The organism is Rouxiella aceris, from assembly GCF_012933545.1.
GTDB classification, from domain to species: domain Bacteria; phylum Pseudomonadota; class Gammaproteobacteria; order Enterobacterales; family Enterobacteriaceae; genus Rouxiella; species Rouxiella aceris.
In genome coordinates this window covers 156,920-169,434 of sequence record NZ_JAADJU010000001.1, presented here as the reverse complement: position 1 = coordinate 169,434, position 12,515 = coordinate 156,920, and the positions used below count along the sequence as shown (strand labels likewise).

The 12,515-nt window shown below is 50.9% G+C and carries 11 protein-coding genes; 6 read left to right on the top strand and 5 right to left on the bottom strand.

Annotated elements, in window-relative coordinates; translation table 11 throughout:
• The first annotated feature begins 286 nt into the window (after positions 1–286).
• Together GW590_RS00730 and GW590_RS00725 are read left to right on the top strand one after the other, a co-directional pair.
• Positions 287–1,609, top strand: coding sequence for an MFS transporter (locus tag GW590_RS00730; protein ID WP_169401122.1), 1,323 nt, complete (start codon positions 287–289; stop codon positions 1,607–1,609).
• Between the two features lie 59 nt (positions 1,610–1,668).
• Entirely contained in the window at positions 1,669–2,604 is a 936-nt protein-coding gene (locus GW590_RS00725) for a 2-hydroxyacid dehydrogenase (protein ID WP_169401121.1), read from the top strand.
• 93 nt (positions 2,605–2,697) lie between these two features.
• On the opposite strand, the gene GW590_RS00720 is transcribed toward GW590_RS00725, so the two are convergent.
• Together GW590_RS00720 and GW590_RS00715 are read right to left on the bottom strand one after the other, a co-directional pair.
• A complete protein-coding gene (locus GW590_RS00720) occupies positions 2,698–3,597 on the bottom strand; it encodes a sugar phosphate isomerase/epimerase family protein (RefSeq protein WP_169401120.1) in 900 nt (299 codons plus the stop codon).
• Positions 3,598–3,957: 360 nt separating this feature from the next.
• Positions 3,958–5,067 carry an AI-2E family transporter gene (locus tag GW590_RS00715; RefSeq protein WP_169401119.1) on the bottom strand — a complete coding sequence of 370 codons (1,110 nt, stop codon included), beginning with the start codon at positions 5,065–5,067 and terminating at the stop codon, positions 3,958–3,960.
• A gap of 162 nt (positions 5,068–5,229) precedes the next feature.
• Here GW590_RS00715 and yghU point away from each other — a divergent pair, with 162 nt between their 5' ends.
• Positions 5,230–6,069 carry a glutathione-dependent disulfide-bond oxidoreductase gene (gene yghU / locus GW590_RS00710; RefSeq protein WP_169401118.1) on the top strand — a complete coding sequence of 280 codons (840 nt, stop codon included), beginning with the start codon at positions 5,230–5,232 and terminating at the stop codon, positions 6,067–6,069.
• A 47-nt stretch (positions 6,070–6,116) separates the two neighbouring features.
• Here the strand turns inward: yghU and bglB are convergent, their stop codons facing one another.
• The 3 genes from bglB to GW590_RS00695 all read right to left on the bottom strand — a co-directional run bounded on the left by bglB (position 6,117) and on the right by GW590_RS00695 (position 10,211).
• Positions 6,117–7,256, bottom strand: coding sequence for a beta-galactosidase BglB (bglB, locus tag GW590_RS00705; protein WP_169401117.1), 1,140 nt, complete (start codon positions 7,254–7,256; stop codon positions 6,117–6,119).
• A gap of 8 nt (positions 7,257–7,264) precedes the next feature.
• The gene (locus GW590_RS00700; protein ID WP_169401116.1) at positions 7,265–8,857 is read right to left on the bottom strand and encodes an MFS transporter; all 1,593 of its coding nucleotides are present in this window, start codon (positions 8,855–8,857) and stop codon (positions 7,265–7,267) included.
• A gap of 331 nt (positions 8,858–9,188) precedes the next feature.
• A complete protein-coding gene (locus GW590_RS00695; protein ID WP_169401115.1) occupies positions 9,189–10,211 on the bottom strand; it encodes a LacI family DNA-binding transcriptional regulator in 1,023 nt (340 codons plus the stop codon).
• Between the two features lie 215 nt (positions 10,212–10,426).
• Between GW590_RS00695 and GW590_RS00690 the strand changes: the two genes are divergently transcribed.
• Genes GW590_RS00690 through GW590_RS00680 form a run of 3 tightly spaced genes read left to right on the top strand, consistent with a single transcriptional unit; the run spans position 10,427 to position 12,442 of the window.
• The gene (locus GW590_RS00690; RefSeq protein WP_169401626.1) at positions 10,427–10,870 is read left to right on the top strand and encodes a PTS sugar transporter subunit IIA; all 444 of its coding nucleotides are present in this window, start codon (positions 10,427–10,429) and stop codon (positions 10,868–10,870) included.
• A gap of 13 nt (positions 10,871–10,883) precedes the next feature.
• Positions 10,884–11,150 carry a PTS sugar transporter subunit IIB gene (locus GW590_RS00685; protein ID WP_169401114.1) on the top strand — a complete coding sequence of 89 codons (267 nt, stop codon included), beginning with the start codon at positions 10,884–10,886 and terminating at the stop codon, positions 11,148–11,150.
• A 32-nt stretch (positions 11,151–11,182) separates the two neighbouring features.
• On the top strand, positions 11,183–12,442 hold the full coding sequence (locus tag GW590_RS00680; RefSeq protein WP_169401113.1) for a PTS ascorbate transporter subunit IIC: 1,260 nt from the start codon (positions 11,183–11,185) through the stop codon (positions 12,440–12,442).
• The last annotated feature ends 73 nt before the right edge of the window (positions 12,443–12,515 follow it).

Here is a 12,515-nt window from a genome sequence, read left to right as displayed (position 1 = left end):
ATAGCAGCCCCTGAATATTTTCCGTTGACGAAGACGCTAAGCAACAGCTTTATTTTATTGGCAGCAGAGGGTAACAAAACCTTTATTTTATTCTCTGCGATATGTGATTAGCGTCGCACATAGTGGTAATTAATTATGTTTTTATAGCTCCATCAAAAGTTCATTGCGCGTTCTTTTGTTCATTAAAATAAAAAAATAAGCACTAAAGTTCATAGAGTACTTAAGCTTCATTCGTTAAATACATTGATTTCTTATATAACGATCCCTATTACACTGAAGGTTAATTATGTCTGACTCTACAATGGCTCCCTCATCAAAAATACCAAAAGCGAAGAGTTTCCGCTGGGTTATCTTTGGTACCATGTTTTTTTTATTAGCCGTAAACCTAATGGATAGAATTACTTTATCCATCGGTATGCCTTATATAAAAGGAGAATTTAATCTTTCACCTACCATGCAAGGGCTGATCCTCAGCAGTTTCTTTTGGTCTTATGCATTATTACAAGTGCCTGGCGGCTGGTTGCTGGATCGCTTTGGCCCGCGCAAAGTGATCACCGGTGCATTGGTCGGCTGGGGGATCTTTCAGGCGGTTATTGGCCTGGCAACCGGCGGGGTGTCACTGATCCTTTCGCGCATTGGTTTAGGCGTGATGGAAGCGCCGGTATCACCCAGTGGTGCCAAATTGAGCTCTACCTGGCTTACCCAGTCAGAAAGAGGGCGCGGTGCGGTAATTATGGACTCCGGTAGTCCGTTGGGGGTGGCGATTGGCGGGATTATTGTTGCCCACCTGATCCTGTGGTTTGACTCCTGGCGTGTCACTTTTATCGTGGTCGGTGTCTTCACCATGTTACTGGGTTTTGTCGCCTGGCGAGTTTTGCGTGACCGTCCGGCGGAGCACCCTAGCGTGCATCCGCAAGAAGTGGAATATATTGCGGCGGGTAATCGTATCAGCGCAACCGGCATTGATGAGTCAGTCCCGACCAAGGGGTTGGGTATCAGCTGGTTAACCATGATTGCCATTATGGTGGGGCGTGCATCCTGGGGGATGGTCTATTGGGGACTGCTGACCTGGGGGCCAAGCTATCTGGCACAGGCGCAAGGGTTGCAATTGGCGTCTATCGGTAATTCGACCTTTCTGATCTTTATTATGGGTACTGCGGGTTGTTTATTTAGCGGCTTTTTTGTCGATTATCTGGTGAAAAAAGGCGTCAGCCACAACGTAGCCTTAAAGAGCCTGTTGTCTTTATCCGGTATTGTCGGCCTGCTGACCCTGTATGCCTTATCGACTATTACCAACCCGGTTATTGCTGTGGGTCTATTGTCAGTGGCGGCATTTTTTATGATGTTTGGCAGCCTTTACTGGAGTTTCCCTGCGATTCTGGCACCGAAAGATCGCGTGGGTATGGTTGGTGGACTGATGAATATGGCCAATAGCTGTGCCGGTATTCTGGTCCCTATTATGGTCGGCGTCATTTTGCAGGCCACGGGAAGTTACGAAAGCGTTTTAGTCTATTTTGCCATTTGCGCCGGTTGTTACACTCTTGGTACGTTGTGTATTAACTTTAATAAATTACCGGTTAAAAGCGGGCAGTTGTCATTTCAGAAGTAATTAAAAATATAAATCAGGATGTTGCTAATACATTTAGAAAATGCCTTGCAGGATATAAAATGAAAAATATTATTTTAAGGGTGGATAAGGTTCCCGAGGTGCTGGCGGAACAATTATCCCATGATTATACGCTATATGAATATGAAAAATTGAGTGTTGAAGAATTTAGCGCCATCGTCGGGAAAGTACAGGTAATTCTGGCCAGCGGGGAATCCAAAGTTGCCGCCTCGCTGATCAATCAATTACCTGCGTTAAAACTGATAGCCGTTTTTGGTGTTGGCTATGACGGCGTGGATATCCACGCCGCATTTCAGCGCAATATCCAGGTAACCAATACGCCGGATATATTAACTGATGACGTTGCCGATTTAAGTATGGCAATGATGCTGGCGGTTTCACGACAAATTATCGGTGCGCAGAAGTTTATTGAACGCGGTGACTGGCACAGGGGCAACTACCCGCAAACCACCAAGGTCAGTGGCGGGCGGCTGGGCATTGTCGGCTTCGGTCGTATTGGCCGCGCAGTTGCGCAGCGGGCGAAGGGCTTTGCCATGCGCATTGGCTACTTTGATAAATATCGTTCCGATAATGAGGCGTGTATTTACTATCCCGATCTGCTTGAATTAGCCCGCGACAGCGATGTATTGATGGTCTGTGCCAGCGGTGGACCGCAAAGCGCAAAACTGATCAATAGCGATGTGCTGGCAGCGCTGGGTCCACAAGGTATTCTGATTAATATTGCCCGCGGCAGCGTGGTGGATGAAGCTGCGCTGGTGGAGGCCATTAGCCATCAGCGTATTGCCGGTGCCGGTCTGGACGTGTTCGCCGATGAACCCAATGTCCCGCCGGCACTGCTTAATCGCGATAATGTGGTGATTACTCCGCATATTGGTAGCGCCACCCGCGCCACTCGAGCGGCGATGGCCAGGCTGGTGATCGATAATATCGCTGCATTTTATGCCGATACGCCCTTACTGACCGCCGTAACCAAATAGTCGGTGGGGTTTTCAGCAAAACAACAGGCCGTAATATTCCATTGCGATAACAATACCATAGCTTCAGGGGCAAGCTGCCCCTGAAGCTATTACTTATTGCGCAGCTGCCAGCGCGCGTTGCAAAAAGGCACGGCACTGGCTTTCGTTATCCCATAAATCGTCATCGGCGGTGGTGCGCATTTCCACGGCAATGGAGATTTCACCCAGCTCTGGCGGTAACGGTAAGTCCTTCGCGGTGGCGACAATATGCGCCGCTGTGGCATCGGTAAGAAAGCCGGGTTCCCCAAATTTCATATGGTAGTCGCCATAACCCTGTGCCTGGGGATCGAGGATGGCATTGGCCAGATGAAGCTGCGAAATCAGAGGTGCCGCCAGCCGCAACGACTCTGCCAAATCTTCCTCGTTCAGAGCGACGTGCGCACTATCCCAGGCCAGATACAGATGCGGGCAATCGGCGCGCAGGCGAGTCATCCATGTTACGGTTTCTCCGGTCGGGCCAATAAGTTGGCGCTTATGGGCGAAACGATCGAGCGGTTCTACCTGCATCAACATCCCCGGATATTGGTTCACGACTTCACCAATGCGGATCAGTGCCTCCGCGAAACCCTCTTTAGCCTCTTCGCGCCGGGCTGCGCCAGGATCGCTGCCGCTGACCAGCGACAGCTTGCTGGTACCGCATTCTGCAGCCAGATGGACCAGTTCGCAGGCTCGTTTTATTGAGGTCTCACGCAGCATTTTATCCAGGCTGCCAAGATTGAGGTTATCTTTTAATAACTCAAACGTAAGCCACTGCGTGACATGCATTTTATTTTGCTCGGCAAGTTCGCGAATACTTTTGGCTATTTCCGGCTGATGAATAATTCCCGTTTCAAAACCGCGATAATAGCCACCGGCGACGATTTTTTGTATTACCTGCAAGACTGAGTTCTCATTATTGCTTAGCGGGAAGAAAAGCTCGGCGATATGTGCGCCAGGATAAAATTGATTGCTCATGGCTCTCTTTGTACCTCTTAAAATGATTAACAAAAATCAGCGTATGGGTTGATTACCGGGTCCGGTTGCAGGATCCAGGGATAAAACGTTCAGACAGAGAGTTCTGCAATAAAAAAATGAACTATTTATACCTATGTGAACATATGAACACATAGCTTCAGCATATATTAAATATGCGAAATAGATATGAAATGGATCGCAGTTTTCTGGATACCTGCAGTCGTTTGGCTGGGGGGATAAGCGGCGAGAGAAATAGTCGACATCAGGTGGCAGGAATTGGGGGATAACCAGGTCACTGAAGCAGGTTAATTCCTTCAGTGACCCGGGGGTGGCCAGCAGAACAATCAGGCAGGGAGAGCCTCAGGATGACGGCGGTTCTTTACCTTCTTCAATAAAATCTTCATCGATCTCTTCAATATTTTCCCGGTTATCGCGGCCGGAGAGGATATTCCAGCAGGCGATAAACAGTGCAGCAATCAGCGGGCCAACCACAAAGCCGTTGATACCGTAAACTTCCATACCGCCAAGGGTGGCGATCAGGATCAGGTAATCTGGCATTTTGGTGTCTTTACCCACCAGCAATGGTCGCAGAATATTATCCACCAGGCCGATCACCACCACAAAAAAGCCCACCAGGAAAATGCCTTGCCATAGCATGTTTGATGCAAAGAAATAGATCGCCGCCGGTACCCAGATAATGGCTGAACCCACCGCCGGGATCAGCGAGAGGAAGGCCATCAGCGCCCCCCACAGCAGCACACCGTCCAGCCCGGTAATATAAAATGCCAGTCCGCCGAGCACCCCCTGAACGATAGCCACCACCACGGTGCCTTTAACCGTAGCCCGCGAGACGGCGGCGAATTTCAGGAACAGATGATGTTTAACGTGTTTGGATAACGGCAGGGCTTCAAGGATCAGATTCACCAGGTATGAGCCGTCTTTAAGCAGGAAAAACAGCAGGTAGAGCATAATGCCAAAGCCGACCACAAAGCTGAAGGTACCTTTGCCAATCAGAAAGACGCTGCCTGCCAGATATTGACTGCCTTTCATCGCGACATCAGAAAGTCCTTTCTGAATTTGTGCGGCATTATCCAGATGATGCTCCCCCAGAAAACGCTGCGCCCAGCGTGGCAGATGGTGCATTACCTCGGCAATCATCGTTGGCAACTGAGTATTGCTGTCCTGCAGCTTGCTGTAGATCGCGTTAAATTCCATCGCCAGCGACGAGGCAATAATTGCCAGTGGCGTAAAAACAATCAGACAGATAATCAGCACAGTCAGCAATGATGCAACGCCGTTTTTATCCCCCAGCGTTTGTCTGATCCGGGTTTTCAGCGGATGGAAAATGACCGCCAGGATCGCTGCCCACAATACCGATGAGTAGTAGGGTTGCAGCACATCCAGAAAGGCGATGGTGACAATAAACAGGATCAGAATAAAAAATCCTTTGGAAATACCATTTAATCTCATACATCTCTCTTATAACTGCGGGTGACCTTCGAACTATAGAGTGAAGTTGAGAGTTTGCAACTTGCTGCCCGGGGGATAAGTGGTTGACCGCACTGGCTGAGTATCCCCCTGTCGCTGCCTGGTCTACACTTTGAGTCAATTAATAATAAAGAGGGTAGTGTTATGGAAAATTACCAACCTCCCAAGGTATGGACCTTGGACGGCGATCTTGGCGGCACCTGGGGCAAGCTGAATCGCCCGGTAGCCGGGGCGACACATCAACGGGATCTGCCGGTGGGCAAACATCCCTTGCAGCTCTATTCGATGGGCACACCAAACGGCCAGAAAGTCACCATTCTGCTGGAGGAACTGTTGGCGTTGGGGGAAAGCGGCGCGGAATATGATGCGCATCTGATCCGCATCAGTGAAGGCGATCAGTTCTCCAGCGGCTTTGTGGCGGTCAATCCCAACTCCAAGATCCCTGCGCTGCTCGATCGCTCCGCTGCCGAACCGATCCGCGTGTTTGAGTCCGGGGCTATCCTGCTCTATCTGGCGGAAAAATTTGGCCATTTCTTGCCCACCGAACTTGCTGCCCGCACTGAAGTGCTGAACTGGCTGTTCTGGCTACAGGGATCGGCACCCTACGTGGGCGGCGGCTTTGGTCATTTCTACCACTATGCCCCGGTGAAGATTGAGTATGCCATTAACCGCTTTACCATGGAGGCCAAGCGTCAGCTGGATCTGCTGGATAAGCAGTTGGCAACACATCGCTTTATTGCCGGTGATAACTATTCCATTGCCGATATGGCCATTTGGCCGTGGTATGGCTGTCTGGCAAAAGGGCTGCTGTACGAAGCCAGTGAATTCCTCGATGTACAATCCTATCGCCATCTGCTGCGCTGGACCGACGAGATAGCCGCGCGTCCGGCCGTGGCGCGTGGCCGCATCGTTAACCGCACCTGGGGCGAGCAGCAGCTGGCCGAACGGCATGACGCTACGGATTTTGATCACCTGGCGAAATAACCACGCAGTGTCACTTCCTCATACCCTGTCTGGTATGAGGAAGTCTGTTATAGATAAGTCCGCAGATACTCGCTCAGGGCCAACAGCGCCATAGCCTGACCATAAGGCATCGAGGTCAGCGGGATCTGCCGATAATAATCAAGATCCTTGCCCATGGCGGTGCCAAATGATACCTGGGTCAGTTCGCCCTGGGGATTGATATGGCGGATCACCGCGTGCAGGGCTTTTTCGGCGATGGCCAGGCGGTCGCGGGAGAGATACCCCTTACGTACCGCTTTCATGATGCCATAGGCAAAACCGGCGCTGGCTGAGGTTTCGAGATAGGACTCTTGATCGTCAAGCAGCGTATGCCACAGACCACTGTCATGCTGGCAGGCTTGCAGGGCCGTCACCTGAGTATCCAGCACCTGCAGAAGAAAACGCCGCAGAGCATGATCTTTCGGCCAGGCCATCAGCTCAATAAATTCCGGGATGGCGATGGTCAGCCAGCTGTTGCCACGCGCCCAGCGGGCCTCGGCAAAATTGTGCCGACCGTCAAAACTCCAGCCGTGAAACCACAGCCCGCTTTTACGGTCCATTAGATACTGTACGTGCAGCAAAAACTGGTAGCTGGCTTCTGCAATATAGTCCTGCCTGTCCAGCAGCTTGCCGATCTTGAGCAGCGGCAGCACGCACATCATCAGCGTGTCATCCCACAACTGCTGGTGATTTTCATTGTTGTAGACAATATGCTGCAAGCCATTGCACTGGGTGCGCGGCATCTCGTTGATCACCCAGTCTGCCCAGCGTTCAAGCAGCGGCAGCCAGGTGGGGTTGCGCGTTTCCTCATAGCGATAGGCCAGGGTAAGCAAGGGGCACAGGGTATTAACGTTTTTGGTTGGCGTGCCTTCTGCCAGTCGGGCGGAAAACCAGTCATCAATAATGGCCAGCGTGGTTTGATCACCGGTCTGCTGATAGAACTGATACATACCGTAGAGTCCAATGCCGTGGGTCCATTCCCATCCCGCCCAGCCTTTGGTATCAATTACCCGGCCATCATCAAGACGCAATAAAAAGGCACCGCTTTCATCACTGATATTCACCAGATTATCGCGGAGTTTGCCAATCAATTGCTTTAGCTGGTCACGCGGCAGCAGAAATTCAGGCTGGCGCAGTAATGCACTGTGTTTTACCGGAAATACCGTCATGTTATGTCCTATCTTTTTAACGGAGGAGTGATTGGCGTTATGCCGGATTGCGCCACCGGCAACGCAGACGCCGGGGCCTTGTTGCGATTAAGGAAACCAATATTGTTGTTACCCCACAGGTTTTCGTAAGGCATACCTGTCAGCATTTCAACCGTACCTCGTGCCTGCGGCGATAACTGTTCCGGCACAATGCGGTCGGCCTGGCGCATTCTTAGCGTCTCTTCGCGCAGGATACGGTGGGTATGCAGATTGAGCTTAAAACGTAGCGAGATAATAAAACCCAGCGCCAGCGTACAGAGGGTGCCGCCGCTGAGGATCAGCATAATGGTATGAGTGACGGCCTCAGTCTGTACCGCCTTGCCCGAGATAAAACCGGAGAGATGCAGCAGAATACCTACCAACATTACCGCACCGGCCTGTGAGGCTTTGCGGGTTAGCGTCATAATCCCGGCAAAAATGCCTTCGCGACGCTGTCCGGTGATGGCTTCATCCACATCGGCAATATAGGTATAAATATTCCAGGGCACATAGTTGATGCCGCCGCGTCCCAGCCCGGCGACCGCCGAGATAACCAGCAGCAACGAGAAATTGTTGCTCATTCCGGCGTACCAGAGTACGGCGTAAGACAGGGCGCTACAGGCAAATAATGCCACCACCAGGCGGTAGGCCGGAGCGGGCCCGAGACGGATACATAAGGGGATCATGCCCATCACTGCGATAAATTGCAGGATTGCCATGGTACCCATCAGATCCGAGGCGATCTGCGCGCTTTGCATCAGCACAAACACCACATACCAGGTAAAGACGGCATTAAACATGTCCTGTGCGATATAGCCGCCGAGATACATGCCCAGGTGCTGGCGAAAAATACCGATACGGAAAGTGGAAGCCAGCTCGACGACCAGCCGCTTCAGGCTCTGGACCAGATTCAGCCCGCGTTTTTCGGCTTCGGCACGGCGCGATTCGGCGGAGAAATCATCCGCTGAACGCTCCCAGGTAAAGCACCAGACCAATGTCAGTACCAGGGCGCAGATCACCGAGAACACCAGGCTGGCGTAGAAAAATGAAATAGCATTGTTCTTGCCAAAGATACCGAGTAAAACCCCAGGCAGAAAGGCAGCAAGGATCGCCGACAGCTGCGCCAGGGCAATGCGCGCCCCGGAGAACTTGGTCTTTTTCTTGAAGTCGTCGGTCATTTCCGGCACCAGGGTCTCATAAGGCACCAGCACCATGGTGTAGACCATATCAAACAGCAGGTAGGTCAGCAGATAATAGAGATAACCCATCTGCCCGACCCACATCAGGCTATAACTGAAAACGCAGGGAATACCGAGTAAAATAAAGAACTTGCGGCGGCCAAAACGCTTACCTAACCAGGTGGAAGCAAAGTTATCGGTCAAAAAACCCATCAACGGGCTGATCACCGCGTCCAGCACGCGGGCGAGGGCAAAAATAAAGGTGGCTTCTATCGGCGTCAGACCACAAAAGGTGGTGTAGAAATAGAGCAGCCAAGCGGCAGTGAGCGCCGTGGTCCCCGCACCAAGAAAGTCCCCGGCACCATAGGCGAGATAGTGAACCAATCCAATCTTGCGAGAGATCATGCGAAAACTCCCCGATCGAGACAGTGGCAAATAACAACGTGCTCCGGACAACTCAAACGGATTGGCATTGACAGTAGAGCGAGTCAGGCAACTAAACCTTGGTGATTTGGCCACTATTAGCGGAAATATGGCCAAAAAACCAAGAGCAGCCTCACCAGATTCTAATTTATGAAACGATGTTTTATTTTAATTGTGACAGGTGGGGAGATTTTGACCGGGGAACGAAAGCAGGCGGTGAGTCGTTGGTTGTGCAAGGGGCAGCGAAGTCGGCCATAACCGCGTAAAAAACCAATATAACAGCGCGCCGCAGATTGCGTCGCGCTTACAGAGATTAGCGCAACGTACTGCCGCGCATCATCAACTGGGTTGGCAGGGTGAGATTCTCGGCCATCTCCTTGCCTTCCAGCACATCGAGAATATATTTTCCCGTCAGGCTGCCCATTTGCTTATAGGGGATGGCGACCGTGGTCAGCGCCGGTGAGCAGATCTGCGCCATATTGCTGTCACCCAGGCCGGTGATCGCCAATTGGGCGGGCACGGCAATGCCTTTTTTATGGCAGGCGGCAATGGCACCGCAGGCCAGTTCGTCTGAGGTGCAGATCAGCAGATCAAGCTCGGGCCAGGTCAACAGGATCTCCGGTAACAGGCTTTGTCCGCTGTCGATATCAGGAGGTAAAGAGCTGCTGACAATGCGATGGGGTGACTGGTTTAGCGAGAGCATGGCGGAGTGCCAGCCGCTAAGGATCTGCTGCACCACATGGTGTTCATGGGCGCCACACAGCAGGCCGATATTTTGATAGCCTTTCAGTGCCAGCGCATTGATTAATTGTTTAATGGCCAGGCCGTAATTGATGCCAATATTTACGCCAATAGGGGAGATCATTACCCCGCCAACCTGCACCACCGGCAGCGTGGTTTTTAGCAGCAGATTATTGCAATCTTCCGAGCAGTCAAAATCAAACATCACCATCGCTGCCGGATTATAGGACAGCATCATTTCAACCAGTCGAGATTCGCTGGCTGAGGTGTAGTGGTCTTCTGCCAGGATCACATTATAGCCTTTGGGCTTTAAACTCTGGTGCAGCGCTTGTGAAAAAGGCGCACAGCCTGGTGTGTTAAGGGAAGGTACAATCATGGTGATCAGACGCGACGTAGAGGAGGCGAGATTGCTGGCCGCCAGATTGGGCACATAGCCTAACTCATTGATCGCCGCCTCAATTTTGTCGCGCACCTGCGGCGAAACCTTGTCGGGTTCTCTCAGTGCCCGGGAGACGGTCATGGTGCTGACGCCGGTCATTTTTGCCACATCAGCCAGTGTACTCTTACCTGAGTTACGCCGTGGTTTTGCCTTCATTGATTCCTCTACGGTTCATCCTGCCAATTCAATCTGTTGCGCCTTCCCCTTTGTACGCTTGCCGGCGATTATAGTCGATAGTCAGTATAATTGTTAGCGTTAACATCATGTTATCGCATGTCATGTTAGCGCTAACAGTTTTTGCGATTTTCGTCACAGAAAATAGCCAGATGCTTCACATATACTCCTGAAAACATTATATGAACGAGGTGCTTATGCTCGCCGAATGGTTACCAGAGAACAGAATAAATATCGTAGAGCGAGTAGAAGACTGGCGTGAAGCCATCATCCTTTCCGCTGCACCCTTGCTGCGCGACGGGGCGATCTCACCGGCTTATGTGGAGGCTATTTTTGCTTCGCACCAGAGCCTTGGCCCTTATTACGTTATTGCCCCTGGTCTGGCCATGCCCCATGCGCGGCCGGAAGAAGGCGTCAAGGCTGCCGGCCTGTCGCTGTTGTATGTCAAACAGGGCGTGCACTTTGACAGCGCGGAGAATGATCCGGTTTATGCGGTGTTGATGCTTTGTGCCATCAATGGCGATGAACATCTGCAAATGATTTCCCGTCTTGCGGAGCTGTTTAGCAATGAAGATGACTTCAAGGCGTTGATTGCTGCCGATTCTTACCCGGCACTGAATGCCCTTATCAATAAATACTAAATGAAGGTGTGATATGAAAAAGATCCTGATTGTTTGTGGCAATGGTCTTGGCAGCAGCTTTATTGTTGAAATGAACGTCAAGAAAATCATTAAAGAGTTGGGAAAAGACGCCGATGTCAGCCATACCGATTTAAGTTCGGCCAAGTCAGAGTCGGCAGATATTTATATTGGCTCCACGGAAATTATTGCCAATCTTGACGACGGCAATCGTAAGGTCTTTGGGCTAACCAATCTGCTGGATAATGCGAAAATAAAAGAAATCCTCGCCAACAACTTATAACTATAAATAATCTCTTTTACCCGGAGCTGTCTATGCTTAGCTTTATTATTAATGATGTGCTGGGGACACCCGCGATTCTGGTGGGGCTTTTCTCATTAATTGGCCTGGTTCTGCAAAAAAAATCATTTTCCGACACCATTTCCGGCACGCTGAAAACCATTATGGGTTTTTTGATCCTGATTGCCGGTGCCGGGGTAATTGCCACCACGCTGACCAGCTTCAGTGTATTATTTGTCCACTCCTTTAATATTCAGGGTGTGGTGCCTAATAATGACGTTGTCTCGGCAATCGCCCAAAAGAATTTTGGTACTTCGACGGCGATGATCATGATATTGGGCATGTTGTTCAATATTCTTTTTGCGCGTATTACGCCACTAAAATATATCTTCCTGACTGGTCACCATACGCTCTATATGGCTGCCATGTTGGCGGTGATCCTGACCACCGGTGGACTGAGCGGCTTTACGCTGGTCTTGGTTGGCTCGGTAATTTTGGGTGCCTTAATGGTGATCTCACCAGCGATTTTACAGCCCTTTACCCGCAAAATTACCAATAGCGATGACTTTGCCCTGGGCCATTTTGGTTCTACGGGTTATCTCTGCGCCGCGCTGGTGGGTAAGCTGGTGGGGAAAGGCAGCCGCTCGACGGAAGAGTTCAAGGTGCCAAAACACCTGAAGTTCTTACATGACTCATCGATTGCCATCGCGTTAACCATGACTATTCTGTTTGTGATCCTGGTGCTGGTGGCCGGTAAGACCTTTACCGAAACTCAGGTCAGTGGCGGACAGAACTATATTATTTTCGCTATTATCCAGGCGATTACCTTTGCTGCCGGGGTGTATATCATTCTCGCCGGTGTGCGTATGGTGATTGCCGAAATCGTGCCTGCGTTTAAGGGCATTGCCGATAAAGTAGTCAAAGATGCCAAACCGGCGCTGGATTGCCCAACGGTGTTTCCGTTTGCACCAAATGCGGTGATCATCGGCTTTCTGAGCAGCTTTTGTGCCGGGCTGATCTGCATGTTCTTCTTCCCGATGCTTGGCTTAAGCATTATCGTTCCCGGTCTGGTGCCTCACTTCTTCTGTGGTGCCACTGCCGGGGTTTACGGTAATGCGACCGGCGGACGTCGTGGCGCGATTATTGGTGCCTTTGTCAACGGTTTGATTATTTCATTCCTGCCGGCGATTTTGCTGTCGGTGCTGGGCGGACTGTCAAATTCCACCACCTTCGGTGATGCCGACTTTGGCGTGATGGGCATTATTTTAGGCAAGCTGATGACCCTCTTCCATTAATAGATCACCGCGACAAGATAAAACGCAGGCCAGCTAATGTTGGTCTGCGTTGTTTTATGGCAAGCCATCTCAA

Coding starts and splice junctions, on each gene's coding strand:
- GW590_RS00730 (WP_169401122.1), top strand. CDS start 287: ATGTCTGACTCTACAATGGCTCCCTCATCAAAAATACCAAAAGCGAAG.
- GW590_RS00725 (WP_169401121.1), top strand. CDS start 1,669: ATGAAAAATATTATTTTAAGGGTGGATAAGGTTCCCGAGGTGCTGGCG.
- GW590_RS00720 (WP_169401120.1), bottom strand. CDS start 3,597: ATGAGCAATCAATTTTATCCTGGCGCACATATCGCCGAGCTTTTCTTC.
- GW590_RS00715 (WP_169401119.1), bottom strand. CDS start 5,067: ATGAGATTAAATGGTATTTCCAAAGGATTTTTTATTCTGATCCTGTTT.
- yghU (WP_169401118.1), top strand. CDS start 5,230: ATGGAAAATTACCAACCTCCCAAGGTATGGACCTTGGACGGCGATCTT.
- bglB (WP_169401117.1), bottom strand. CDS start 7,256: ATGACGGTATTTCCGGTAAAACACAGTGCATTACTGCGCCAGCCTGAA.
- GW590_RS00700 (WP_169401116.1), bottom strand. CDS start 8,857: ATGATCTCTCGCAAGATTGGATTGGTTCACTATCTCGCCTATGGTGCC.
- GW590_RS00695 (WP_169401115.1), bottom strand. CDS start 10,211: ATGAAGGCAAAACCACGGCGTAACTCAGGTAAGAGTACACTGGCTGAT.
- GW590_RS00690 (WP_169401626.1), top strand. CDS start 10,427: ATGCTCGCCGAATGGTTACCAGAGAACAGAATAAATATCGTAGAGCGA.
- GW590_RS00685 (WP_169401114.1), top strand. CDS start 10,884: ATGAAAAAGATCCTGATTGTTTGTGGCAATGGTCTTGGCAGCAGCTTT.
- GW590_RS00680 (WP_169401113.1), top strand. CDS start 11,183: ATGCTTAGCTTTATTATTAATGATGTGCTGGGGACACCCGCGATTCTG.